The following is a 26,037-nucleotide window of genomic DNA, read 5'->3' on the forward strand; positions in this document are numbered from 1 at the left end:
GGTTGAAAGCACCGGTCTTGAAAACCGGCATACGTTAATAGCGTATCTAGGGTTCAAATCCCTATCTCTCCGCCACTATTCAGAAGCCTCGCTAGAAATAGCGAGGCTTTCTTCGTTTCTGACGCTTGGAAATTCGTTAGGGACTGGAATCAATCCCTTAGCTGATCGTATCCCCGGACTAGGTATCCCTGCACTATGTCACTTGAGAAGCCTTGCTTTAAGCGCGTTCTCGTTATCCACGGGTTGTGCAGCGACAGAAGTCTATAACTTTATCTTCTAACGAGAACCATCAAGTCTGAGTATTGGCATTCTTACCTCTAAGGGTGAAGTGTTTCTGTTAACAAGAGACTTGTTTTTACTCTTTACTCGATGTTACGTGCGTTAGCGCTCTTAGTGTTACCTAATGGCTCTTCGCTATCTTGCCCTAGTTGGTACAATAAACACTCTCTAAGCATTGTATAGGACAGCCCTTCATTGAAGAGAATGGAGAGTATCGGAGCTTATGTACCTATTTTGCTTCCTGCACTATTTCAAGTTACCTGTATTTTGTTAGTAGAGCTCCTTCCTAGAAACTTATATTTGGTTGTTCGCCTTGAAGAAAGTGTGCAAGCTATTTTTTTGAGGATTTTATTGGGCTTAATGGAGTGCTGCTGGAAGCGATGAGGCTCTCAATGAGGTTTAGGCGATTGAAGGGCATTAGCTCTAGTGGATATTGCAGGTTTGTGTAGTGTTGATGAGTGACAGGCAATAAAAAAGCCGACAGTAAACTGCCGGCTTGGTTAGATGACCGCTACTTAGTCGTTCTGGACGAGCGTGAGAGCTTTACGAGAGACTTCGTGAGCGGCTTTAGTTAGATTCTGCTTCTCTAGTGTATCTGCTAAGAATGCATAATCAGAGACGTCAGAGCGAAGCTTTAAGGCGATCTCAAAGTGGTCTTGGGCTTCTTGCCACTTCTCTTGACGGAAATAGAAGTGCGCTAATGCGCTATGCGCTGCGGCGTTATCTGGCTCTTTCTTCACTACCCCCTCTAAGAAAACCACGACAGGGTGGATATCTGGCAGGTTTAGATCTGGCAGTAGTTGATAAAGCCCAGGAGCCGGTTGTTTTTTCAATGCTTCTTTTAGCACAGTAAAGGCTTCAGCATCTGCTTTCCGGGCTATCAACTCACGAGCAAAACAGGCGACTAGGTGTGTGTCTTGTTTTACTTTGCGTGCAAGGCCATTCCAATGAGAGATAAGCCCTTCGCTACCTTGCTGCTGTGCCACTTCATGGAGTAAGCCGCATTGCGCCTTTTGAATCAGCTCTGCGTGTTCTTCTTCCGTGATGAGTTTTGCTTTGTTGAGTTGTGGCAAGAGGTCAATAAGAGGTTGCCACAATTTTAGCTGCATGTACGTTGTTTTCAGCAAGTTCAATACAATCGAATTACTCGCATACTGACCTTTTAACGATTGCAAAGTATCGAAAGCAGCCTCGAACTCGTTGTCGCGGATAAATTGTTTCGCTCGAGTCAGTTCTACTGCGAGATGGGCGTTCTCTTGTTGGCTCGCTAGCTCTAGATAGTGATCTCGTTTCGCTTTATCACCTTGGCCTTGTGCGGCTTCAGACGCAACCAAGTAGCAAAGCAGCGGCATATCGTGATGATTTGCCCAGCGAGTTACTTTCTTCTCGGCACCTTTCCAGTCTCCTTCAAGGAGTTTAATAATGCCTTCATTGGTGTATCGACGGGAATGGCGCATTTTGCGCACGCTGAAGTAGTTCCATGTTGTAGAACTTGCGTAAACTAGCTTTTTAATTAGGTACTCAAGTAGAAAAAGACCTGCGAGTGCTGCGATAACGAATACGACCAATGTCGTTACGCTCATCTCGATCGTTTTCTCAGCGATGGAGATGAGTACATAGCCTTGCTGACCAGAAAATTGAGTGCCAACAAATAGTCCTGCACCTAGTACAACAAATAGGAAAATAAGACGAAACATTACTTATCCTCCATACCTGTCATCGTTGTGACTTCGCGACGTAGGCGCTCACGGATGACATCTGATAGTTGAGACTGACTTTGCAGTTTCGTTGGGTATTCCACTTGAATGTTTTGCTGGCTTAACTGGTTAACCGTTTTGTTGAACTCTTTAACGGAATTATCGTCTTGGTTGAAGAAAGCTAATGCCCATTTGTCGGCCGTTTTTAGAGACGTGGTGTAAATTTCACCTTGCTCTTGGTACACCGCTTTTATTGCGGTCTCCAATTTGGCTTTGATGTTTTCTTTTAGGTAAAAGTGTTGCTCAGGAGAAAGCAGTGGAATGACGTTACCATCGCGCGTGCGGAAGGTAATGAAGTTTTCTGAAAAGTCCTTCAGAGAGGTCATTAAGTTATCTTGCCAGTTTGCAATATCTTCCGACACTTCAGTGTTCTCTACGGCTTCTGCTTCTGGGAGTAGTGCATTGGCGAGAGGTAGCTTGTCTACTTGCTGTTGCAGAGCAGTTAAGCGTAGTACCAATCCATCACGGTCAATCAGCGGGATAGTACGAAGTTTGGTGATATCGTTCGCCATTGCTTTACGTAGTTTGACGAGGCTAGGATCATTCAGTGCGGCAATGCGTTGATCAGCACTTTCCATTAGTTGAGTTGCGCTTTCTACGTCATGCTCTAAGAACAGTTTACGACCTGCTAATTTGACGAGGTAATCGGCTTCAGCAAGTAGCCAGTCGTTTGGTCGGCGACCTTTCACATCGGCAACGGCAAGCTGTAAGCTTTCAATGCTCTTCTGTTGCTGTCCCAGTACCACTTCCGCTTTGTGTGTCACGGTCGTTGCTTTCTCGATGGTTTCTTCTTGTACCCGGCTGAGCTCTTGCTTCATGGAGGCTTGAGTGCTTTCTAGCTGACTTTTTAGTTGGGCGATCTGCGCTTGGTAATCGGCTTGCTGCTGATGCAGTTTGTATGCGAGGCCACCGCCAAAAATAATCGATAAGATGATAGCGACTGTGCCTAGTTTAACTCCGCGCTTACCTTGTTTTTCTTCAAATTCGACTTTGGCTGGCTCGGCTGTTTTTGGGCACTCGGCCACTTTTGGCTGCTCTTTTTTAGGGGCCGCATCCTGCTGCGATGTGCTTTTTTCGGCTAGCGGTGCCGATGAGGTTTCTTCGGAAAGGTTTTTATCGTTATTTTTTTGGTCGTTATTTTTACTTGTCATGCCTATATCCTGTGTAGCTAGGGCTGGAGAGCCGCCAGTAATTCTTGGTTGGATGCGCTTCCCGTGCATCTCACCCGAGTGAACCCCCTTTGAAGTGCGATGTCAGCGATACGCTGACTGGGGATATACAACTCTTGTTGATTAAGCCAAGTCAATTGCTCTGACGTCAATTGGCTGCACAAATAATCCAGTTGCTCACCACTGGTGACGATGATCTGGTCAATTTGTAGCGTTTTCCATAGTGAGACACAGCTTACTGGATCGAATGGGATGAATTCTCTCTTGTAAGTCTCACTATAGTGAACTTTTGCGCCACGTCTCACCAATGCATCTTTGATCAGCTCTCTTCCACCGTTCCCACGAAGGATAAGAACCTGTTGTTGGGCCACATTATTGAGCTCTGGCAGTCGCAATAAATGTTCACTATCACTGACTTGGGGATAGTGTACTTTCTGTTGGGTACATTTGCTTAAATAGTGTGCTGTTTTTTGACCAACGGCAAGGTAAATGGCTTGTTTCGGCCATGATGTCTCGTTGCTGGTTAAGATTTGCTGTGCACATTGCACGGCATGTCGACTAACAGCGATAACAATTTGAGCTTGATGCAGGTGTTTAGAGAGGTGTGTGTCCGTGAGATCGGCGACAATGTCGATCAGAGGATGGTGATATGCGGAAATGCCGTGCCTTTCGAGCAGAGAGCAAAGCGCGTTACCTTGCTCTCCCGGCCGAGTGACCAACACTGCCATGATTATTCGTGATCTGCGTACAGCTTAGTTAGGATTTCACGAGCGCCGTTATCCAGTAGTTCATTGGCTAACTGCACTCCTAACGTTTCGCCGTCTTTACGATGGCCACGGATTTCACCACGAACAATTTCGCTGCCATCTGGTTCGCCAACTAATGCGCGTAGCCAAATGTTGTCGCCGTCTAGTAGGGCATAGCTGCCAATCGGTACCTGACAGCCGCCTTCTAGCGTAAGGTTCATTGCGCGCTCACACAAAACGCGGTCTACGGTGTCTTGGTGGTTAAGTGGCTCAAGCAGCTTAAGCAGTCTTTCATCGTCAAGGCGGCACTCAATACCGACAGCACCTTGGCCTACCGCTGGTAGTGATTGCTCTGGTTCGATAAAACTACGAATGCGCTCTTCAAGTTTCAATCGTTTAAGGCCAGCCGCAGCAAGAATGATCGCATCGTATTCACCCGCATCTAGTTTGCCAAGGCGAGTGCCCACATTACCGCGAAGCTCTTTAATGATGATGTCTGGACGATATTCTTTCAGTTGGCATTGACGGCGCAAACTGCAAGTACCAACCACTGCACCTTGAGGGAGTTCATCAATATTGCTATAGGTATTGGAGACGAAAGCATCACGAGGATCTTCACGCTCACAAATGGTCACGAGGCCAAGGCCTTCCGGGAAATCGACGGGCACGTCTTTCATTGAGTGAACGGCGAGGTCTGCACGTCCTTCTAGCATCGCGACTTCAAGCTCTTTTACGAACAAGCCTTTGCCGCCAACTTTTGCTAGTGGTGTATCTAAAATCACGTCACCTTTGGTCACCATGGTTACTAACTCGACTTCCAAGCCTGGGTGAGCGGCTTGAAGGGCGTCTTTAACAAAGTAAGCTTGCCATAAAGCAAGAGGGCTTTTTCGAGTTGCAATGCGAATCGGTGTGGATTGTGTCATGATCTTCTCAATGCTGTTTGGATTTGGGTTTATCCTACCATTCTCATCAAGAAATGCTTACTGTTAGTTCGTTATCTCTGAGAGCTATGAATGGAATTACATGACGTTATGAAAATAGTGTGACTGGATTCTCAATTAGACTAAGGACTATTATTAGTAATAGGTAATAAGAGCGACACTACCGCGCGATTAATTTTGTGACTAAAGTATGGTTTTGCATCCTGAGTGGTGCGTGGGCGTGAAACTTTACCCGCACCAATAAAAGTGTTAAATTGATCACGTTTTTAGGCCGTTTTGGTTTAAAACGTCAGCAGATTTTCGTGATTGTTCAACCAAGGAATTCCCCTTGCAGGCTTACACCCAAAAAATCATTCAGCGACTAGATAATTTGAATCAGCAGCGAGTTGATCGCGCGCTGGCGCTTATGGATTCGCAAAGCCAGCAAGTCTTCCACTTGATTCCTGCCTTGTTGAACTACAACCACCCTGTGATTCCTGGCTATTACGATGCCGATGTCCCGTTTGGTGTGCATGGGCTGGCGCTAAATAGCATTCAGCAGCAATTCATTGATGACATTCAACTTGCGATTGGTCAGCCACTTAAGACGGCAGAGAAGCCGGCTATCTTGGGCTTATACACCATGGGCAGTACCTCATCAATTGGTCAAAGTACTTCTAGTGATTTAGATATTTGGGTGTGTATTTCACCAGAGATGGATTGTGACGAGCGAGAATTGCTGACCAATAAATGCTTGCTGATCACCGACTGGGCACAAAGCCAAGGGGTGGAGGCGAACTTCTTCTTAATGGATGAAGAACGCTTTAGAAGCAACCATTCTGAAGAGATGACGGGTGATAACTGTGGCTCATCTCAGCACTTACTTTTGCTTGATGAATTCTATCGCAGCGCGGTGCGTATTGCTGGACAGCGTTTATTATGGCAAATAGTGCCGCCAGAAATGGAAGAGTGTTACGACGAGTACGTTTCTCAATTGTGCAGTGAAGGTTACATTGACTGTAGTGAATGGATCGACTTTGGCAAATTGAACCGCATTCCTGCTGAAGAGTACTTCGGCTCGAACTTGTGGCAGCTATACAAAAGTATCGATTCTCCCTACAAATCGGTATTAAAAGCCATTCTGCTTGAAGCTTATTCGTGGGAATACCCGCATACGCAACTGTTAAGCATCGATACCAAGCGTCGTTTCTTTGCCCATGAGCCAGACCTTTATGGCATGGATGCATACTACTTAATGCTGGAAAAAGTAACCCGCTATTTAGAGCGAATCCAAGACGACACTCGTTTGGATTTGGTGCGCCGTTGCTTCTATCTCAAAACCCATGAAAAGTTGTCGCGTGAACCGGATGTCGGTTCAGTGGCTTGGCGCCGTGAAGCGCTGAGCGACATGATTGCAAAATGGGATTGGGATGCCAGCGTTGTTGCTGAGCTTGATGATCGCCGCAACTGGAAAGTTGAACAGGTAAAAGTGGTGCATCATGCGTTGCTGGATGCGTTGATGCAGAGCTACCGTAATTTGATTCAATTTGCGCGTCGCAACGACATTACCTCCGCTATCAGCCCGCAAGACATCAGTATTTTGGCTCGTAAGCTTTACGCCGCTTTTGAAGTATTGCCGGGCAAAGTGACGTTGCTCAACCCACAGATTTCCCCTGATTTGCATGAACCGGATTTAAGCTTCATCGAAGTGAAAGATGGTGGTGTGAACAAGTCTGGTTGGTATCTCTATAAACAACCTCTGATCGCGCACCGCATTTTGGGGCAGCCATACTTAGAACATCATGAATACTTGAGCAAGTTAGTCTCTTGGGCATTCTTTAATGGTTTAATCACCGAGTCGACTCGTTTGCACGCGGTGGTGCGTGAAGCGCAACTGGATATCGATAAGTTCTACCAAATGGTGAGCGACTTACGAAATACCTTTGCGCTGCGTAAGCGCCGTCCGACGATGCAGGCATTAGCGAGCCCATGTGAGATCAGCCAGCTAGCGATGTTCATCAACTTTGAAAATGATCCTACGTCAGAGCTTTCGGGCCGTTCACTGAAAGTGGATGTGAAAAATACCGATATCTTCAGTTTTGGTCCGGAACATAAAAACTTAGTCGGCAGTGTCGACTTGGTTTACCGTAACTCCTGGCATGAAGTGCGTACGCTGCATTTCAAAGGGGAAACGGCGATGCTGGACGCACTGAAAACTATTCTGGGCAAAATGCACCAAGACGCGTTGCCACCAGAATCGGTGGATGTGTTCTGTTATGCGAAGAACATGCGTGGTGTTATGCGTAATATGGTCTACCAGCTTTTAGCGGAATGTATCGACTTACGCTTGAAGCCAGTAGAGCAAGAAAAACGCCGCCGCTTTAAAGCGATGCGCCTCGGTAACCAAACTTACGGGCTGTTCTTTGAACGTCGTGGCGTGTCGGTGCAGAAGTTAGAAAACTCCATTGATTTCTATCGCAGCATTTCTACTAACAAACTTAAAGGCTCGCCGCTATTAATGCTCGATCGAGAGCAAGAGTATCAAATGCCAGAAGCGGTGGATGGTTTTGCCAGTGAAGGTCTGGTGCAGTTCTTCTTTGAAGATAATGAAGATGGCTTCAATATTTATGTGTTGGATGAGTCAAACCAAGTTGAAGTGTATCACCAATTCAGTGGCTCCAAAGACGAGATGATTTCGTCCGTGAACAGCTTTTACACATCAGTAAAAGACGACAGTCGTGTTGCGTCGAAATTTATCAACTTTAACCTGCCGCAGTACTACCAGATTATCCATCCAGAAGAGGGCAATGCTTATATCATCCCTTATCGTAATGATGGTTGCTCGCCGCATCGTCCGACGAAAGCGGTGAACGCGTAATTAAACCCGTATCAATAAACAAAAAGAGCACTTCGGTGCTCTTTTTGTTTTGGTGACGATTGACGGACATTATGCCCAATCAATGGCTTCGCCCGCGTGCTTTTCACACTCTTGCTTCACCATTTCAAATAGCTCCATGCCCGTTTTTGAGCAGGTCCATTTATCTTCAATAAGCTTGAAGTGGAAACCACCAGATTTGGACGCTAGCCAGATCTCATGCATCGGCTCTTGGCGGTTAATGATGATTTGGCTGCGGTCTTCAAATTCCAATGTCATTACGTTGCCAGTGACTTCGTAATCAATGTCTGCGCCTGAATCATCGATGGATTCTTCGATGATTTGCATCTGCGCATCCACCAGTTGATGAAATTCAGTATCGTTCATCCGTCTATCCTATTGCTTTTCCTGAGTGTGGTGCGATTATAGGGGGCATTGATTCAATAATCACGATATGCGAAATGAAAAAATTAGTTACTGTGTTGTTTGTGATGGTTGCCGCGACGTTAGCGGGATGTGGCCAGTCTGGCTCACTATACATTCCAGATGACACTCAACAGAATGAGCAATCACAATAAATAACCGCGCCTTAGGGTGAAATTAGGGTTCAGCAGTCGAATAAAATAAGGGAAGCGAATTTTGGATTACTTCAACTATCAGGATGATGGCCAGCTTTGGGCCGAAGACGTCCCACTTCAAGCTCTTGCAGAGCAATATGGCACTCCTCTTTACGTATATTCTCGAGCCACGCTAGAGCGCCACTGGAAGGCGTTTGATAGTGCTGTGGGTCAACATCCTCATCTAGTTTGCTACGCGGTGAAAGCGAACTCAAACCTAGGCGTATTGAACGCACTGGCGCGTTTGGGTTCGGGCTTTGATATCGTATCAGGTGGTGAACTTGAGCGTGTGATTGCCGCAGGCGGTGATCCGAAGAAAGTCGTCTTCTCTGGTGTTGGGAAAACACCTGCAGAAATGAAGCGCGCTCTTGAGCTAGGTATCAAATGTTTCAACGTTGAATCTGAGCCAGAGCTAGAACGTTTGAACAAGGTTGCGGGTGAGCTTGGTGTGATTGCGCCAATTTCTCTGCGTATCAATCCAGATGTCGACGCGAAAACACACCCTTACATTTCGACTGGTCTTCGCGACAATAAATTCGGCATTGCGTTTGATCGTGCGCCAGATGTTTATAAATTCGCGCAAAGCCTGCCTAACTTGAATGTGCAAGGTATCGACTGCCACATTGGTTCTCAGCTGACCAATATAGACCCATTTATCGACGCGACAGACCGTTTATTAGCCCTGATTGATGATTTAAAAGCGCAAGGCATTAACATTCGTCACCTTGATGTCGGCGGCGGTTTGGGTGTGGTCTATCGTGATGAATTACCACCTCAGCCTTCTGATTACGCCAAAGCGTTACTAGGCCGTCTTGAAAATCACCAAGACTTGGAGCTGATCTTTGAGCCAGGCCGTGCAATTGCTGCGAACGCAGGTATCTTGCTAACGCGTGTTGAGTTTTTAAAACATACTGAGCACAAGAACTTTGCCATCATCGATGCGGCAATGAACGACTTGATGCGTCCTGCACTATACCAAGCATGGCAAGATATCGTGCCAGTTTCGCCGCGCACGGGTGAAGCTCAGACTTACGATTTGGTTGGCCCTATTTGTGAAACCGGCGACTTCTTGGGTAAAGATCGCGCACTCGTTTTGCAAGAAGGTGATCTACTCGCGGTTCGTTCAGCAGGTGCCTATGGTTTTGTTATGTCTTCGAACTACAATACTCGTACCCGAGCGGCAGAAGTAATGGTGGATGGTAAACAAAGCCACTTAGTTCGCCAGCGTGAGGAGCTGACCAGTTTGTGGCAGCTGGAACAGATTCTACCGGAGTAACACACAACAAATGCATTTCCACTTTTCCAAAATGCACGGTTTGGGCAACGACTTCATGGTCGTCGACTGTATTACCCAGAACGTGTTTTTCTCGCAAGACCTGATCCGCCGTTTGGCGGATCGTCATACCGGCGTTGGTTTTGACCAATTGCTCGTGGTAGAAGCCCCTTACGACCCGGAAACTGATTTCCATTATCGGATTTTCAATGCCGATGGTAGTGAAGTCGAGCAGTGCGGGAATGGCGCGCGCTGCTTCGCGCGTTTTGTTCGCTTAAAAGGGTTGACCAATAAATACAGCATCAGCGTAAGCACCAAAAAAGGAAAGATGATTCTCAACATTGAAGATGATGGAGAAGTGACGGTCAACATGGGCGTTCCAGAGTTTGAGCCGAACAAGATTCCTTTTAAAGCCAAGCAAAAAGAGAAAACCTACATCATGCGCGCTGGTGAAAAAACGCTGTTCTGTGGCGCGGTAAGCATGGGTAACCCGCATGTGGTGACGGTGGTTGATGACGTGGATACTGCTGATGTCGATACATTAGGCCCGCTGCTTGAGTCACACGAGCGTTTTCCAGAGCGCGTCAACGCTGGCTTTATGCAGGTGGTGAGTCGTGACCATATTCGTCTTCGAGTTTACGAGCGAGGCGCAGGTGAAACACAAGCTTGTGGTAGCGGCGCATGCGCGGCGGTAGCGGTAGGGATTCTTCAGGGTCTGCTGGATGAAAACGTTAAGGTTTCTCTACCAGGTGGTGAACTGCGAATTGCGTGGCAAGGTCCGGGTAAGCCGTTGTTTATGACCGGACCTACAACGCATGTATTTGATGGTCAATTGTCTTGCTAGTAGAAGAAAAAGGAAACGGTTTGTCTCAAGTAGAAGCAGATGCCTTAACGGCTGAAGTGGTGGCCGAGTACCTCAAAGATCATCCCGATTTTTTTGTGCAGCGTCCGGAGCTTGTGGATCGTCTATCTTTCCCACACTCAGACTTGGGTGCGGTGTCTTTGGTGCACATACAAATGAATCGCCAACGTCAGCGCATTGAAGAGTTAGAGGGAGAGATCACCACACTGATGTCGCTTGCGGCGAACAACGATCGCTCCTTTTACGAATTTATGGATTTGCAGGGGCAGATTCTAAAGTGTGGTGACTTTAAACAAGTCATTCATTCTATTGAAGAGAAAGCTAAAGCACTGGGCTTACGTGCGTTTGTTCGATTGTTTAGTCAATGCGACGCATCGATTCAATTGAGTAAGGAAAGTTATCAACGTTTTGCGACCACTCACTTAAATGGCAAAGACGCGTACCTAGGACGTCTTCGCAAAGTGGATCGTGAAGCTTTGTTTGGCAATATGGATGTGCCGGAAATGGGGTCCTATGTGGTACTGCCGCTCGTGAAACAGCAAACACTGGGCGTGCTAGCGTTCTCTAGTGAGGATGGCGGTCATTTTCAACCAGATATGGATACCTTGTTTTTGCGTCACCTATCATTAGTAGTGGCACATCTCGCTCAAACATTGGTATGGCAAAGTTACGATGACGACAACTCCCAACACTCCTCTGCCAAATAGTCTGCAAAAGCCTCTTGAGCGCTTCTATGAATTCTTACGAAGCGAAAAGGGGCTCAGCCTACATACTCAACGCAATTACAAACAGCAGCTAGAAACCATGGCGCAGCACTTGGCTGAAATGGGACTTAAAGATTGGTCTCAAGTTGATGCAGGCTGGGTGCGCCAATTAGCAGGTAAGGGCATGCGGGAAGGCATGAAAGCCAGCAGTTTGGCGACGCGCCTCTCATCGCTGCGAAGCTTTTTCGATTTCCTCATTCTGCGTGGCGAGATGTCAGCTAACCCTGCCAAAGGGGTTTCAGCGCCACGTAAAAAGCGCCCGTTGCCGAAAAACCTCGATGTTGATGAAGTGAGCCAACTGCTTGAGGTCAACGAAGACGACCCGTTGGCTGTGCGTGATCGCGCCATGATGGAGCTGATGTACGGTGCTGGCTTGCGTTTGGCTGAGTTGGTGAGTGTGGATGTACGTGATGTACAACTGCGCAGTGGAGAGCTTCGTGTTATCGGTAAAGGCGATAAAGAACGCAAAGTACCATTCTCTGGCATGGCAACTGAATGGGTTGCCAAGTGGTTGAAAGTCAGGGGCGACCTTGCTGCGCCAGGTGAACCTGCCTTGTTTGTGTCTAAACTCGGAACGCGTATTTCGCACCGTAGCGTGCAAAAACGTATGGCAGAATGGGGACAGAAACAGTCAGTGGCGAGCCATATTAGTCCGCATAAATTGCGTCACTCGTTTGCGACACATATGCTCGAATCCAGCAATAACTTACGTGCGGTGCAAGAGCTTTTAGGACACGAGAACATTTCGACGACCCAAATCTACACGCACTTGGATTTCCAACATTTAGCGCAAGCCTACGACCAAGCCCACCCACGCGCACGTAAAAAGAACGGGGAGTGAGCCGAAGTATGAAATTTTATCGCCGTATCGAGCCTATTAAGGCCATGACCTTCGATCTTGATGACACGCTGTATGACAATTACCCGGTGATTATCCGTATGGAGCGTGAGTTGCTGGCTTGGTTGCAGCAAACACATCCTGCCGTGGCGCACATGGATAAGGCAGATTGGATGCAGGTAAAAAAACATGTGCTCCAGCAGAGACCTGATCTCAGAAGCGATGTGACGCTTTGGCGTGTGGTGCAGCTAAAGCATGGTTTTCTTTCAGTTGGCTATGATGAAGCGCAAGCTCAAGCCGCAGCTGAAGAGGGTGTGCAGCTCGCTTTGGATTGGCGCAGTCAGTTTGAAGTGCCCCAATCAAGCTTAGATGTTTTGACACAATTGGGAGAGCGAGTTCCGCTCGTGGCGATCACAAACGGCAACGTCGATTTAGATAAAATTGGCTTAACGCCGTATTTTCAATGTGTGCTCAAAGCGGGGCCAGATGGGTTAGCGAAACCCGCCACCGATATGTTTACTAAAGCGAAGCGATTCTTGGATATCCCTGCGGAGAATATTCTGCATGTCGGTGATCACCTAACCACGGATGTTCATGGTGCAAAGTTGGCTGGTTTTGCAGCCTGTTGGTTTAATGATATGAATAAAAATGTCATTAACCATTCAAAAACACGTACTTTACCTGATATTGAAATCAATAGTTTGCAGCCGTTACTCACACTTTTTTAATTGCTTTCGCATTAATCCATTCTAATCTCATTTTGTGTCTAGAAAAGCAGCGTAAAGCCACGTAAATTATTCACTATTAAGTAAAAAGAGTAACGCCACACGTCGTGGTGAAGATAGTGTTACGGCAGTGGTAGGTGCATGCGAGCTTTTTCAAAACTGGTTCATGATGTCAGTCAGTTAAATGACTTTTTAGTCACTTCTCAGTTCTCTTCAAGTAAACAATATTTGGTGCAAATATTGTCGACTCAATCACGCGACTTTACGACCACACTTGCGGACGCTGTTTTATTGTTGCTGCCGAATGCCCATGTCATGGGGCATAGTACGCGTAATGTCATTCTGGAGGGGGAGATATTTACCTCTGGTTGCCTGATCAGTGTGACTGAGTTCGAACAAACCACGCTTACTTCTGCTGTACAAACCTACTCTTACTCCCCCGATATTGATGGTGGAGAGCTCAAACGCTCGCTTCTGTTGCAGTATAATTCGCAAGTGATCCTCAGCTTTGCTGTGCAAATTGAACGACGCGACTATCCCTTGTTTCAAACCTTCGCCAGTGAAGAAGTCGTGATCTCTGGAGGGTTGGCGCAGAGTATTGATGATGGATGCTGGGTGATATATCAAAACCGAGTTTACGATAACGCTGTGGTCGCCGTAGCTTTGCACAGTGATACCTTGAAGTTATGGACGGATGCGTATTCGGAATGGAACCCGATTGGCATGCCACATAAAGTCACCCATGCAAAAGGAACGCGCTTGTATTGCTTAGGTGAGAAGAAAGCGTTGGACGTATACAAGCGTTACTTGGCGGATGGCCATGATGTGACGCTGAGTCAGTTGCTCAGCTTTCCTTTGTATCGAGAAAGTTTGGGGCGCAAGGAAGTTTGTACGGTAACGGAGCTGCACGCTGATGGCAGTATGAGTTTCGACAGGCCTTGGTGTCTTGGTGACGAAGTACAATTTTGCTATAACCACCCCTCATTAACGCTCGAACAGGTGCGACATGGTGTGGTTGAGTTAGCCATGCACCAACCTGAAGTCGTGATGATTTTTAACTGCGCGTCACGGTTAGACTTTATTGACAGCAGCGACGAAGTCCAAGCCTTCAAAGATATCGCGACGACGTTTGGTAGTTATTGTATGGGGGAACTGCATGGCGGTATTGGACAGCCAGAAATTCTTCATCACAGTCTGACGTATTTAGCGATGCGAGAGGGAGATGAAGTACAAGCATTGAACTTGCCTAAGTCGCCCGTTAGCTCCTCTATTTCACCATTGTTTAGCTTGATTCGAAATGCGATTGGCGACCTCAACCATATGAACGCGCATATGGGGTATCAACTCGATCGCCAAACGCGCAAGTTACAAGAAAGCTATCGGCGAGATAGTCGCACTGGATTACAAAACCGAGTTGCGCTGCAAGAGCGGCTGAGTAGCATTGATTTGGATGAGCACTTGCTGACTCTAAAGCTACTTAACTTCAGCCATATCAATGAAAAATACGGTTATAGAGTAGGGGATCAGCTACTTAAAGACCTCTCAATGCATTTTACGAATCGACTGCGAAAGCGTTTTGGCATGCCAACGGCTTTGCAGCTTTATAGTATTGGGGTTGGTGAGTGGGCGTTCATATTTAAAGCTGACCAAAGCAGCGAAACCATCAAACAGCACTTTACTCGTTTTGCCGACGCGGTAGAGCAAACTAATTTTGAGCCAATTGGTCTGCGCGAAATAGATTATCTTTCTATCTCGCTGTGCGGTGGCTTAGTGAGTCGTCGAGATTTTCCATCAGCTTCTGCGGATGAGCTATTGCTTAAAGGCATTGAAGCGAGGCGTTCCGGTGTGCGCAGTAATACCCATATCTGCAATGCGAAAGACATCGAAGTCAGTGAGGATGTGCGTAAAGAGCAACTTGGATGGTTGAGCTGCGTCAGTAAAGCCATTCTCAAACAGAACATCATCACCTATAGCCAGCCGATAGTGCATGCGGATAGCCATAAATTGGCAAGCCAAGAATGTTTGGTTCGCATTTTGGAGGAGGATGGAACGGTGATTGCGCCAGGGCGCTTCCTGCCTATTATTTCCGATACGCATCTTTATACTCGATTGAGTCGGCACATGATCCATTCTACGTTATATTACATGCGAGATAAGCAAGGTGACTTTTCTATTAACTTATCGCCGCAAGATTTGCTTAGTGATAAAACTTTAATGCTTTTAGAGCATGAAATTTGTCAGCTCAATGACCCTAGGCGAATTGGTTTGGAAGTGTTGGAATCTGAGCAAATCAAAGACTACGGTCGAATGATCGAAGTATGCAGTCATTTTAGAAGCTTAGGAGCGCGTATCATTGTTGATGATTTTGGCTCAGGCTATTCCAATATTGATGAAATCCTAAAGCTGGAGCCGGAAGTCATAAAGCTCGATGGCAGCTTGATCCGTGATATCGATAAAGACTTAAAGCAGCGCAAAATAGCTTCTCAGTTGGTGCGTTTATGTCAGGTGTTTAACGCGGAGACGGTGGCGGAGTTTGTCCACAATCGAGAGGTGTGCAAAATCGCGCAGGATATGGGCGTCGACTATCTGCAAGGCTACTACTTGGGTGAACCTACGCGTTTGTTTTAGTTGTGTTTCACGTGAAACCATTCCAATAAAAAAACGCAGCCTTGGCTGCGTTTTTTTATTTTGAGCCATTCGGTTTTAGTTGAGTTAGCTCGGTGATTGCTTGAGGGCGTGTCCACTTTTTTCGGCTTGAAATAGTGCAAGGTAGTGAGCAAAGAATGTGAGCATTTTTTGCTGGTTATTTTGCTCGCCTAGTTGTCCGAGTAAATGTGCGGCGACTTCAAACGTGCACAAGTTGCCTTGTTGTTGGTTGCGTCGCAGCTGATATTGCGAGTCTGCCGATGTAGACAGCGCCATAGTAGGGATACTTTCTAACCAACGGCTCTTGTTGATCATCTTGCGCGCCTCTTGCCAGGTGGAATCCAAAATAATAAACAGCGGATTTTTGGTTTGTTGCTGGCTTTGGAGCGCCACATGTTCGAGTGTGACGCTTTCTTCACTTGGGAATAGAAGCACTGGATACAGCGACGGATCAGCTAATCGAGCGAGCAATTCTGCTGGTGGTTGTTTTCGGTCCCAGATTACTCGCTCAATATTGAGTTGGCACTGCTCTAGTAGCTGGCCGGTATTAGTATCACGCGTCAGTTCATTCGGATGCATCAACAGCAAGATGTTGTGCTCGCTGGTAAGTTTCGGCACCAGTGAGCACATACAGTTGAATTGAAAACCACAATTTGGACACGGTTGCGACATTACAGACGAACTCCTTCGCGAACCGGGCTAATCCCATCCGAGAACAGACGCACTCCACTGATTTGGTTTGGCGTTGCCGTTGGTGCCATGCTTGGGTTGAGTGGGTAGCTAATCCCACTGTATTGCATCACGTGTTGGGCTGCCTTAGCTCCGCCACCGCTGACATTAAAAATTAGATCTCGCCAGCCATGAGAGGTTTGTTGGCCGAGCATAATTGGGCTTTGTACCAGTGTGATACGGCTATTGAAGCGCCACTCTTTTTCGTGATGTTCAAATATCAGCAATGTACAGCCACCGGAACCACACCAATCCAGCTGTACTAATAGCTCTTCGTTACCATCGCCGTTGAGGTCGTAAGTTAGCCAACGGTACTGGTTGTTGTTGGGGTTGGTTTGGTGAATGAAGAAGTAGTTGCGCACGGCGGCATCTACTTTGGAGTCAAACTCCGCACTAGAAGGTACGTCTGCACTGCTGATGGGCTTGTTGGCGCGTTTCTCGGCTGGTTGCATCATGCCCTCATCACGAACGGTGGCAGGGTAAAGCACCAAACCACCATCGGCGATTGGGTATACCAAGTTACCGACTTTTTCTTTGGTCGCTTTGAGCTGATTGCCTTCTCGCGTAAACAGTCGCTCTGACATCAGTCTTTGTTGTTGATGATGCGTCATGACGACTTGAACCTGAGACGGACTTAATTGTTGCCAGTACCCACGCTCGATTAACGGTGCCTGCCCATTGGCGTAACTGTATTTTGTTGTGGCGCTGTGGTCTGGGTTTAAGGTCATTTGCACCTCAAAACCTTGTGATTGGGTTGAAGTCGCGACATAGGTATTGGCCCAGCTAAGCGTAGCGTCCACGTTTGCAGCTGTACCACAACCTTGATAAGTGTCGCCATCATGTTTTAGCGTCGCTTTCCAGCCATACAAAGAATCACTCATCGTATCTGAGCAGAGGTTTTCTGTTAGGCGAAGTTCACCATCTTGTAGTTGATATGTGCGCTGGCGAGGTTGAAGTTGACTGCTCTTAATCGCTAATTTTGAGGTTTGTTTTCCGATTGGCTGGAATGTCAGTCCATTAGCCTCAAAGCTTGCCGACCAAGAAGGCTCATTACCAAACACGCGAGTTGGTTTGTTTGGTTGCTGACAACGGTTTGGATTTTCCGTTGTGAGGAAGTTCACTTGTTCTACGACAAAGTTAGCATCGAAATCGGCAGAAAACCCATCGATGCCCGGTGGGTTGAGATGGCCGATAACCTCTCCATACATGGTCTGGTAAGGCTCGTTATTTAACTGAATTGCTCGTTGCATTTGCTGTGGTGACAGTTGTAACCAATATTGCTTGTCGCTGCCACAAGGCATGATGTATTGGCTCTCGTGACCGACGATCACTTTTCCACGTAGCATAAAGGTTTGAGGTTGAATGGTGTCAGGCTTATCTAAGGTGGCTGCTGGAGAAGTTGGGTCGGCAGCGCCAGATTGTGGCGGCTGCGAACTACATGCTTGCAGAACCAGCAGAGTGGCAAGCGCCACTGGGTTTTTCAAAGCCTTCATGTTATATCTTCCTCATTATTGTTACTCAATCGGCATCGGATGGCATTATGGCATATTGGTTATTTAAAACTGAACCAGATACCTTTTCTATTGACACGCTTCGAACCCAAAAGGTTTCATGTTGGGAGGGAGTTCGTAATTATCAGGCGCGCAATATGATGCGTGACCAAGTGAAGGTGGGCGATTTAGTCCTGATTTATCACTCTTCTTGCAAGAATGTTGGCGTTGCCGGTATTGCTAAAGTCGTGAGAGAAGCCTATCCCGATCATTTCCAGTTCGATCCTGAAAGTGATTATTACGATCCAAAGTCAGACCCAGACAACCCGCGTTGGATTATGGTGGATGTCGAATTCGTGCGTAAAACGACGCGAGTGATTCCGTTATCGGTGATGAAAGCGATGCCAGAACTTGAGAACATGCCATTGGTGAAACGTGGAAATCGCTTGTCGATCATGCCTGTGACAGAAGAAGAGTGGGAAGCGATCCTTGGCAAAGAGAAGTTGCCAAGTCAGCGATAAAAGAAAAGGGCTGCGAATGTGCAGCCCTTTGTTATTGTTTGGAGTATTGCAGCTTACAGCAAGTGATCTTGTAGGTAGTGTGCAACCGCATCTTCTGCATTGCTGCCAATCACTTCGTTATTTGGCAATGCTTTCATCACTTTCTCGTGTGATGTGCCCATGACCAATCCTTTACCTGCCATCGACAGCATTTCTACGTCATTCATGCCATCACCAAATGCCACGCAATTTGCTAACGTGAGGCCGAGCTTTTTCGCTACCGCTTCAAGAGCATGGCCTTTAGACACACCTGCACTCATTACTTCCAAGCACCATGGTGTTGAAAACGCAATATTCAGCTTATCGCCAAATTGTTCACGTAGTTTGTTTTCAAACACCACCAAGCGTTCGTGATCTTGTGCCGGATGGGTGAAGAAGATTTTCGCAATACCGTCAGTTGGCGCTTGGTCTTCATCGAATAAGACGTATGTGAATTCGTCATGGAAATCACGCAATGTTTCGTCGTCTTTGTTCATCAACCAACTGTCATTTTGATACATGTGGATAAGTATTTCTTGATCGTGCTTGATCGTGTCGATCACGCCTTGAACCAGCTCTGCAGGGACATTCTCGCTGTACATCAGCTGGTCTTCCTGGTCATGCACACGGGCACCGTTGGAGGTAATCATGTAAGCCGGAATACCGACCTGACGACGGATGCTCGCAACGTCTACGTGGTGACGGCCTGTTGCAAAGACAAAGGTGTAACCCTTTTCGTGCAGCGCTTTTAGCGTCTCTTTTGAGTAAGCACTGAGCTGATGGTTTGGTGCGAGTAACGTGCCATCCAGATCAGAGGCAACGATTTTAGTGATCTCTTTGCAAGGTAGCGATGTGCTCATGAAGTCCTCGTAAACGGTTTGGATAGTGTGGAACAGGTGATTGCAAACGGAGTACAGCAGACTGACTAGATCATGCTGCTCCGAATGCGGGGGAACTTTGGTCGGTTGCATCTGCATGGTTCAACGCAGCCAGACCCAAGCAGTGTACGTCAAAATGAGGATGAAAAAGAGGGTAAATCAATGTGCAGACATTTCCTCTTTAATCATGGCCGTGAAATGGTCGCCTAGAGTTCTTATTATGTTTTTTCGTTTGGCGATGATTTCGGGTCATTCATAAAGCGGAAGATCGCATCGAGTGCTTGATTACGATACTGGTCGGTCTCGAATAAGATCTCATGCTGTGCGCCTTCGATAGAAAGTAGCTCCGCATATGGGTTGGTTTTACGCAATTTATCGATAAAACGTTTTTGTGCCAGATTGCTGACAATACGATCGTTCCCAGCTTGAATCAGGAGCACCGGTACTTTGACTTGGCGAGTCAATAAAAAGCATTGTTTTGCTGCCATTAGCCCTTGCCATACCCATCGAGTGCTCGGTCCACCGACTTGCAGTTCCGGTTTTTCCGTATAGAGATTTCGGAACCATTGGTAGCGGCCGTAACTTTGGCTGAGTGGGTTATCTTCAAAGGGTTTAGGAAAGTAGGCCTGATGTCCTGGTGCATAGCGTGGCAAAGTCGATACCGCTGACATAATTTGTGTCACTGGAATCGCTATTGGCGATAAGTACCATGGCAGATTAATACCAAACATAGGCGCACTAAGAATCAAGCCGGTAAAGGGATGTTCTGGGTGAGTTTGCAGATAACGTGTAGCGATTGCGCCGCCCATGGAGTGGGCAATGATGAAACATTGCTGATAGTCGCTAAGGTCGTGTTTGTTTACGACCACGCCCATATCGTCAATATAATCAGTAAAGTCATAGACGTGACCCATATCTGAGTCAGACAATAGACGATCTGATAAACCTTGTCCGCGGTGGTCAAAGGAATAGACGTCGAAGCCTTGGCGATAGAGATCGTAAAACAGTTCTTGGTATTTCCAGGAGGATTCAATGCGCCCATTAACGATGAGCACGGCTTTTTTATGTTCTGGGTTGGTCAGTTTGCACCAGTAGATGTTCTTTTTCTCAGTTCCTTTAACAAAGCCTTCTTGGCGAGTTTGCCAAAGTGCCGCGATCGGACCACCAATTGCTTGCTCAAATAATGACTCTTGAGTATAAGTCAAAGGTGAATGGTTAGTAGCCATTAGTCGATTACCTGAAGATACGTTGTTTACGCGATGTATCATCGAAGAATTAGTGAGGAAATGCAATGGATACCCACGTCTGGTTAGCTTATGTAGTAACTGCAATCGTTTTTAGTTTGGCTCCGGGGTCTGGCACGGTGAACTCAATCAGCAATGGTTTGAGTTATGGTACTCGCAAATCTTTGGGGGCTGTGATCGGTCTCCAAATTGGTTTGGCCATTCACATTGCGTTAGTTGGGGCGGGAATTGGTGCGCTGGTCGCACAGTCGGCAACGGCATTTTCTGTCATTAAATGGGTTGGCGCGGCTTATTTGGTTTGGTTGGGTATCCAGAAATGGCGAGACACCTCCAGCTTGGTGGCGGCTGAGAGCCACAAAGACATGTCTGGCATGGCACTCTTGTACAAAGCTATTTTGATTAACCTGACGAACCCTAAATCGATTGTTTTTCTGGTGGCGTTGTTTCCACAGTTTATTGACCCGGCACAAGACCAACTGACGCAACTGTTGGTGCTTGGTGTTACGACTGTTGTGATCGACGCGTGCGTGATGTTGGGTTACACCACCTTGGCGGCGCAAATGGGACGTTTTATTCGCTCCGATAAAATCATGGGGAAAATAAACAAAGTCTTCGGTTCAATGTTTATGGGTTGTGGTGCATTATTAGCAGCTGCAAAGTCATAAGCCATTTATAGGTCCTTCTTTAGCATGAATACAACGTATGTTGCTCGCCAGCCGATCTTTAACCGCAAAAGACAGACGCTGGGTTATGAATTGTTGTTTCGAGATGGGGAGAGTAATGCATACCCTTCGCATATTGAGTCAAACCGAGCAACATACCGATTAATTGTCGAGAATTTCCTATCACTGGGCACTAACCCAGTGATTGCTTCTTCGCGATGCTTTATCAACTTTCCTCATCAAAGCTTGGTGCGCCGCTTACCGCGCAGCTTGCCAAAAAATAAAATCGTCGTTGAAGTCCTGGAAACTTGCCAACCGACCGATGCTCTTCTCGATGCAATTCGCGAGTTGTATCGAGAAGGTTATTTGATCGCGCTGGATGATTTCACCTTAACGCCGGAGTGGCGTCGCTTCTTACCTTACGTGCACATCGTTAAACTCGATATCATGGCAATGGGGCTGGAAAAAGCGTGTGCGTTGGTCAAAGCTCACCTTGCTAAACGCGTCAAATATCACTTTTTGGCGGAACGTGTTGAAACCGCAGAAGAGTTTGAGCAAGCCAAAGCGGCTGGCTTTAAGTTTTTCCAAGGCTACTTTTTTAGTAAGCCATTAGTTTCGCAAACAAAATACGTGAGCCCTGAGCAAGTGTTAGCGCTACAGCTTTTTCGTGAAGTCTGCTCACCAGAGCCAGACTTTACTCGTATTGAAACCATCATTACGCAAGATGTCGCGTTGTCGTACAAATTATTGCGCTTTGTAAATACGCAAGCGCCGAACCTCGCTGTCGAAATCAGCTCGTTTCGTCAGGCCTTGATCTACCTTGGTCAGGATAATCTTAAGCAGTTTGTCTCCTTGGTCGTGGCGTCGTATATCTCTAGTAACAAGCCTCGAGAACTGTATCACCTTTCATTACAACGAGCGCAGTTCTGCCAATTAATGTCGCGTTATCAGCCATTTTCCCACCTCAACGAACAAGGGTTTATGGTCGGCTTATTATCGATTTTAGATGCGATGCTTGATTTGTCGGTGGAATCTTTAGTCAAGCAATTGCCACTTAGCGAATCTGTACAACAAGCCTTATTACATCGCAAGGGGGTTTATGGTGCGCTGATTTCTCTGGAAGAGTGTTACGAGCGTGCCGACTGGTCAGGCGTCGAAAAAATCACGACGCAGTTGGGGTTGTCTTTGGAAGAGGTCAAGCTCTCGTTAGGTGAAGCGGTTCGCTGGAGTCAAAACGTCGCAACTGCGTAAATTTCTGCCGTATCTTTATTCTCTCTAACCGTTCTTCTCTCAATCTTTATTGGCTGTTTCGATGTGAAACTTTTATGACGATTCTGGGATCACTCTTGACGACATCCTAGAGTTAAATAAGTATATACGCATATCCATATATAGGTATGTTTATTATGCTTCCACATCAGTTTTTCAAGCTGTTATCCGATGAAACGCGCGTACGTTGTTTAATGCTGGTGGCCCGTGAAGGCGAAACTTGCGTGGGTGATTTGGCGTTTGCGTTGCAAGAGAGTCAGCCGAAAGTTTCTCGTCATCTTGCTCAGTTACGCTCCAGTGGCATCTTGGTGGATAAACGCCGAGGGCAATGGGTGTACTACGAGTTATCGCAGCAATTACCAGGTTGGATGCGTAAGCTGATTGAAGACTTAGTGGCATCAAACTGTTTGAAGCAAGAGTACCAAGACGACATCACACGCTTGCACGATAAAAGTCGTGAGGCTTGCTGTTAATAGCAAACAGAGATTCAAGGTAGAAGATTAAAGGGTAAAACTATGACAATTAAAGTAGGCATTAATGGCTTTGGCCGAATTGGTCGTTTAGCACTGCGAGCGGCATTCGACTGGCCAGAGTTAGAGTTTGTGCAAATCAACGATGTCGCAGGTGATGCAGCGACGCTTGGCCATTTATTAGAGTTCGATTCAGTGCAAGGTCGTTGGCACCATGAAGTGCAGGTTGAGGGCAATGAACTCGTCATCAACGGCAAGCGCATCGCCACGACTCAGCAACGTGATATCGACGCTGTGAACTGGTCTGGCTGCGATGTTGTGATTGAAGCGACAGGTGTACACCGCAAAACCTCGTACCTAGACCAATACCTCGATCAAGGTGTGAAGCGCGTGGTGGTGAGTGCGCCAGTGAAAGAAGAAGGCATTGCGAACATTGTTGTTGGCGTGAACGATCATATTTTCGACCCTGAAAAACATCGTATCGTGACAGCCGCTTCGTGCACAACAAACTGTATAGCGCCTGTGGTGAAAGTCATTCATGGGAAGTTGGGCATTGAGCAATCCTCTTTCACGACAATTCACGATTTGACCAATACGCAAACCATTTTGGATGCGCCACATAAAGATCTGCGCCGTGCTCGTGCGTGCGGCATGAGTCTTATCCCGACCACTACCGGTAGTGCGACTGCGATTGTGGAAATTTTCCCAGATTTAAAAGGCAAGATTAACGGCCACGCGGTACGTGTACCGTTGGCGAATGCGTCATTGACCGACATCATCTTCGATGTAAAACGCGATACCACAGCAGAAGAAGTGAATGCTTTGCTGAAAGAGGCGTCGGAAGGGGAGCTAAAAGGCATTCTTGGCTTTGAGGAACGTCCGTTAGTGTCGATCGATTACAAAGGCGACCAACGCTCAACCATCGTTGATGCACAATCCACCATGGTGGTTGGCTCACGAATGGTGAAGATTTACGCCTGGTACGACAATGAAATGGGATACGCAACGCGCACCGCAGAATTGGTTCGAAACGTTGGTCTGGCATAACAGGAGTTCACAATGTCTCATCCTACATGGCAATTAGATTTGGACTCTGGTGCATTAGTCCTAACACCGTGCCCGGGTACCAAAGGCGTCGAGTTGAAAGCGTCGTTGGAACAGTTGAAGGAGCAGGGGGTTCAAGCGGTCGTTACTGCATTGGACGATAGCGAGTTAGCAGCGAAAGACGTTGCGGCTTTGGGTGACACCACTCAGCAATTGGGCATGAAATGGTTCCAGATCGAGATTGAAGATGACTGCGCACCAAGTGAAGAATTTGCGGCGAAGTGGCACCAAGCCAGTCCGGAACTGCATGCGATTCTTGCTCAAGGTGGCAAAGTCGCGATGCACTGCATGGGCGGCTCGGGTCGTACAGGTTTGTTTGCGGCTCACTTGCTGCTAGAGAAGAAATGGCAGTTAGAAGATATCGTGCGAGAAGTGCAGGCGCTTCGCCCTGGTGCGTTTACAAAACCGGTGCAGCTTGAGTACATCGAACGCGTGGCGAAAGACGCTTGATCAGCTTAAATAGCTTTTGGAACATCATGATCCAAAAGCTATGTTCCGGTTTATATAATGGAAAATAGGTCAGAAGTAAAACTAAAGATATTAATCTAAATTTTTGTTTTTATTGGTTATATTTGTCCGTTTATAAATTTCGGTGTGTTTGTGAATTCGAACTAAGGTTGTATCGCCTTATGGTTGGTGTACAGGTTAATAAGCATTTGGCACATGATGATCTAAATGCTTCTATCGCTGTACATAAGAGGTCAATATGATTTCTCAATTGAGCAAAAGTATTCGTCAGTACATGTTAGTGACGTTTAACTATTGGAACTTTACCGTGACCGACGGAGCGCTGCGTATGCTGGTGGTGCTCTATTTTCACGACTTGGGTTATTCCACGTTAGCTATTGCCTCACTGTTCCTTTTCTATGAATTTTTTGGTGTGGTGACCAATTTGATTGGTGGTTGGTTGGGCGCAAGGTTAGGCCTGAACAAAACCATGAACATTGGTTTAGCGATGCAAGTGTTTGCGTTGTTGATGCTGGCAGTACCCAACGCATGGCTGACGATTCCTTGGGTGATGGCGGCACAAGCTTTGTCGGGGATAGCCAAAGACCTCAACAAGATGAGTGCTAAGAGTGCGATTAAAACGCTAGTGCCAGACGAGAAGCAAGGCGCGCTTTACAAATGGGTGGCCATTTTGACGGGCTCGAAGAACGCGCTCAAAGGAGCGGGTTTCTTTGTCGGTGGCTTGTTGTTGTCTTGGGTGGGTTTCCAAAACTCGATGTTTATTATGGCGAGTGTGCTTGCATTGGTGTTTGTTTGCAGCATGATCTGGCTAGAAGCTGACATGGGTAAAGCAAAGAGCAAACCTAAGTTTCGCCAAATTTTCTCCAAATCCGAATCTATAAATATTTTATCTGCGGCACGTATGTTCTTGTTTGGGGCGCGTGATGTGTGGTTTGTGGTCGCTCTGCCTATTTATCTCGGCAGCGTGTTTGGTTGGGATCACTTGTGGGTCGGTGGCTTTTTAGCCGCATGGGTCATTGCTTATGGGTTTGTGCAAGGCTTTGCGCCGCGTATTACTGGTAAAGCGCAAGGTCGCGTGCCTGATGGTAGTGCAGCATTAGTATGGGCAGGAATTCTTGCGTTAATTACGGGCGGTATTGCTTATGGTGTGCAAATCGGCTGGCAGCCTGAGTTGGTGATTGTTGTGGGGTTAATGATTTTTGGCGCTGTGTTTGCCATTAACTCTTCGCTGCACTCGTATCTGATAGTGAGCTATGCCAAAGGCGATGGCGTATCTCTGGATGTTGGCTTCTATTACATGGCCAATGCGATGGGACGTTTGATTGGCACGGTATTATCGGGTTGGATCTACCAAGAGGCTGGTCTTGCGGCGTGCTTATGGGTCTCCTTTGCTTTCTTGGCGCTGACGACGTTGATTTCGATTAAGTTGCCAAAAGCTAAAGTTGCCACAGCGTAAATTTTGCCCGGTGTTTTTATCTGTAGATCGTAAAAAATGGCTCCAACTTGGAGCCATTTTTTATTTCTTATGCGCCGTTTGATGTAATCAAACTGTGTGGGTTTGGCATCGAGAGTGAATGCTAATGTTTGCTTCTCGTTAATTGATTAGAGTGGCGATGAAATCCCCGTTGTAGGTCATTGTTGCGTTAAAAATAAGCAAAAACAGATTGTTAACCATTTCACTGGCTGAGATTTACCCTATGCTATAAACGATAA

General features: G+C 46.8%; 23 protein-coding genes and 1 pseudogene. 15 read left to right on the forward strand and 9 right to left on the reverse strand.

The genetic code is table 11. The annotated features are described in order from the left end of the window. Positions 1-794: 794 nt before the first annotated feature. From MSG33_RS21430 to hemC, 4 genes are read right to left on the reverse strand one after another with little or no spacing between them, the layout of a single operon-like run. Positions 795-1,976 carry a heme biosynthesis HemY N-terminal domain-containing protein gene (locus MSG33_RS21430; protein ID WP_248382047.1) on the reverse strand — a complete coding sequence of 394 codons (1,182 nt, stop codon included), beginning with the start codon at positions 1,974-1,976 and terminating at the stop codon, positions 795-797. Continuing rightward, complete coding sequence (locus tag MSG33_RS21435; protein WP_248382049.1) at positions 1,976-3,187, reverse strand: uroporphyrinogen-III C-methyltransferase; 1,212 nt, start codon at positions 3,185-3,187, stop codon at positions 1,976-1,978. Before MSG33_RS21435 ends, MSG33_RS21430 begins: the two co-directional genes overlap by 1 nt. Positions 3,188-3,204: 17 nt before the next feature. Further along, a complete protein-coding gene (locus MSG33_RS21440) occupies positions 3,205-3,933 on the reverse strand; it encodes a uroporphyrinogen-III synthase (protein WP_248382050.1) in 729 nt (242 codons plus the stop codon). Positions 3,934-3,935: 2 nt separating this feature from the next. Further along, a complete protein-coding gene (gene hemC / locus MSG33_RS21445; RefSeq protein WP_005393847.1) occupies positions 3,936-4,874 on the reverse strand; it encodes a hydroxymethylbilane synthase in 939 nt (312 codons plus the stop codon). Between the two features lie 346 nt (positions 4,875-5,220). Between hemC and MSG33_RS21450 the strand changes: the two genes are divergently transcribed. Beyond that, complete coding sequence (locus MSG33_RS21450) at positions 5,221-7,749, forward strand: class I adenylate cyclase (protein ID WP_248382051.1); 2,529 nt, start codon at positions 5,221-5,223, stop codon at positions 7,747-7,749. A 69-nt stretch (positions 7,750-7,818) separates the two neighbouring features. Here the strand turns inward: MSG33_RS21450 and cyaY are convergent, their stop codons facing one another. Next, positions 7,819-8,133 carry an iron donor protein CyaY gene (gene cyaY, locus MSG33_RS21455; protein WP_012841286.1) on the reverse strand — a complete coding sequence of 105 codons (315 nt, stop codon included), beginning with the start codon at positions 8,131-8,133 and terminating at the stop codon, positions 7,819-7,821. Here cyaY and MSG33_RS21460 point away from each other — a divergent pair. The 7 genes and pseudogenes from MSG33_RS21460 (at position 8,113) to MSG33_RS21490 (ending at position 15,453) form a co-directional block, all read left to right on the forward strand. Then, positions 8,113-8,324: pseudogene (locus MSG33_RS21460) on the forward strand (lipoprotein). The gene cyaY and the pseudogene MSG33_RS21460 sit on opposite strands and share 21 nt — an antisense overlap. Positions 8,325-8,385: 61 nt before the next feature. Beyond that, positions 8,386-9,639, forward strand: a complete 1,254-nt coding sequence (lysA, locus tag MSG33_RS21465) for a diaminopimelate decarboxylase (protein ID WP_006743007.1) — start codon at positions 8,386-8,388, stop codon at positions 9,637-9,639. A gap of 10 nt (positions 9,640-9,649) precedes the next feature. Further along, positions 9,650-10,480: a diaminopimelate epimerase gene (gene dapF, locus MSG33_RS21470; protein ID WP_006743008.1), complete on the forward strand. Its 831-nt coding sequence runs from the start codon at positions 9,650-9,652 to the stop codon at positions 10,478-10,480. After that, positions 10,474-11,205 carry a DUF484 family protein gene (locus MSG33_RS21475; RefSeq protein WP_248382058.1) on the forward strand — a complete coding sequence of 244 codons (732 nt, stop codon included), beginning with the start codon at positions 10,474-10,476 and terminating at the stop codon, positions 11,203-11,205. The genes dapF and MSG33_RS21475 overlap by 7 nt, the downstream gene beginning before the upstream one ends. Further along, positions 11,171-12,103 carry a tyrosine recombinase XerC gene (gene xerC / locus MSG33_RS21480; RefSeq protein ID WP_012841287.1) on the forward strand — a complete coding sequence of 311 codons (933 nt, stop codon included), beginning with the start codon at positions 11,171-11,173 and terminating at the stop codon, positions 12,101-12,103. The genes MSG33_RS21475 and xerC overlap by 35 nt, the downstream gene beginning before the upstream one ends. 8 nt (positions 12,104-12,111) lie before the next feature. After that, positions 12,112-12,828, forward strand: a complete 717-nt coding sequence (gene yigB, locus MSG33_RS21485; RefSeq protein ID WP_248382060.1) for a 5-amino-6-(5-phospho-D-ribitylamino)uracil phosphatase YigB — start codon at positions 12,112-12,114, stop codon at positions 12,826-12,828. Between the two features lie 138 nt (positions 12,829-12,966). After that, on the forward strand, positions 12,967-15,453 hold the full coding sequence (locus MSG33_RS21490) for an EAL domain-containing protein (protein WP_248382062.1): 2,487 nt from the start codon (positions 12,967-12,969) through the stop codon (positions 15,451-15,453). A gap of 84 nt (positions 15,454-15,537) precedes the next feature. Here MSG33_RS21490 and MSG33_RS21495 read toward each other — a convergent pair whose 3' ends face one another. Both MSG33_RS21495 and MSG33_RS21500 read right to left on the reverse strand, forming a co-directional pair. Further along, the gene (locus tag MSG33_RS21495) at positions 15,538-16,143 is read right to left on the reverse strand and encodes a tRNA-uridine aminocarboxypropyltransferase (protein ID WP_248382064.1); all 606 of its coding nucleotides are present in this window, start codon (positions 16,141-16,143) and stop codon (positions 15,538-15,540) included. Next, complete coding sequence (locus MSG33_RS21500) at positions 16,143-17,693, reverse strand: hypothetical protein (protein ID WP_248382065.1); 1,551 nt, start codon at positions 17,691-17,693, stop codon at positions 16,143-16,145. Before MSG33_RS21500 ends, MSG33_RS21495 begins: the two co-directional genes overlap by 1 nt. Positions 17,694-17,740: 47 nt before the next feature. On the opposite strand from MSG33_RS21500, the gene MSG33_RS21505 reads away from it, so the two are divergent. After that, positions 17,741-18,211, forward strand: a complete 471-nt coding sequence (locus tag MSG33_RS21505) for an EVE domain-containing protein (RefSeq protein ID WP_114324079.1) — start codon at positions 17,741-17,743, stop codon at positions 18,209-18,211. A 53-nt stretch (positions 18,212-18,264) separates the two neighbouring features. Here MSG33_RS21505 and MSG33_RS21510 read toward each other — a convergent pair whose 3' ends face one another. Both MSG33_RS21510 and MSG33_RS21515 read right to left on the reverse strand, forming a co-directional pair. After that, positions 18,265-19,089, reverse strand: a complete 825-nt coding sequence (locus tag MSG33_RS21510) for a Cof-type HAD-IIB family hydrolase (protein WP_248382097.1) — start codon at positions 19,087-19,089, stop codon at positions 18,265-18,267. Positions 19,090-19,325: 236 nt separating this feature from the next. After that, a complete protein-coding gene (locus MSG33_RS21515; RefSeq protein WP_248382067.1) occupies positions 19,326-20,333 on the reverse strand; it encodes an alpha/beta fold hydrolase in 1,008 nt (335 codons plus the stop codon). A 65-nt stretch (positions 20,334-20,398) separates the two neighbouring features. On the opposite strand from MSG33_RS21515, the gene rhtB reads away from it, so the two are divergent. The 6 genes from rhtB to arsJ all read left to right on the forward strand — a co-directional run bounded on the left by rhtB (position 20,399) and on the right by arsJ (position 25,780). Then, complete coding sequence (gene rhtB / locus MSG33_RS21520) at positions 20,399-21,016, forward strand: homoserine/homoserine lactone efflux protein (RefSeq protein WP_005393828.1); 618 nt, start codon at positions 20,399-20,401, stop codon at positions 21,014-21,016. Between the two features lie 24 nt (positions 21,017-21,040). Beyond that, on the forward strand, positions 21,041-22,264 hold the full coding sequence (locus MSG33_RS21525) for an EAL and HDOD domain-containing protein (RefSeq protein WP_248382069.1): 1,224 nt from the start codon (positions 21,041-21,043) through the stop codon (positions 22,262-22,264). Positions 22,265-22,419: 155 nt separating this feature from the next. After that, on the forward strand, positions 22,420-22,755 hold the full coding sequence (locus MSG33_RS21530) for a metalloregulator ArsR/SmtB family transcription factor (protein WP_005393826.1): 336 nt from the start codon (positions 22,420-22,422) through the stop codon (positions 22,753-22,755). A gap of 42 nt (positions 22,756-22,797) precedes the next feature. Then, the gene (locus MSG33_RS21535) at positions 22,798-23,799 is read left to right on the forward strand and encodes an ArsJ-associated glyceraldehyde-3-phosphate dehydrogenase (RefSeq protein WP_248382071.1); all 1,002 of its coding nucleotides are present in this window, start codon (positions 22,798-22,800) and stop codon (positions 23,797-23,799) included. A 12-nt stretch (positions 23,800-23,811) separates the two neighbouring features. Then, positions 23,812-24,306 carry a cyclin-dependent kinase inhibitor 3 family protein gene (locus MSG33_RS21540; RefSeq protein WP_202600835.1) on the forward strand — a complete coding sequence of 165 codons (495 nt, stop codon included), beginning with the start codon at positions 23,812-23,814 and terminating at the stop codon, positions 24,304-24,306. 256 nt (positions 24,307-24,562) lie between these two features. After that, the gene (gene arsJ / locus MSG33_RS21545; protein ID WP_248382073.1) at positions 24,563-25,780 is read left to right on the forward strand and encodes an organoarsenical effux MFS transporter ArsJ; all 1,218 of its coding nucleotides are present in this window, start codon (positions 24,563-24,565) and stop codon (positions 25,778-25,780) included. The last annotated feature ends 257 nt before the right edge of the window (positions 25,781-26,037 follow it).

The sequence above is a fragment of the Vibrio sp. 1CM7H genome, from assembly GCF_023161645.1.
Taxonomy (GTDB): Bacteria; Pseudomonadota; Gammaproteobacteria; order Enterobacterales; family Vibrionaceae; genus Vibrio; species Vibrio diabolicus.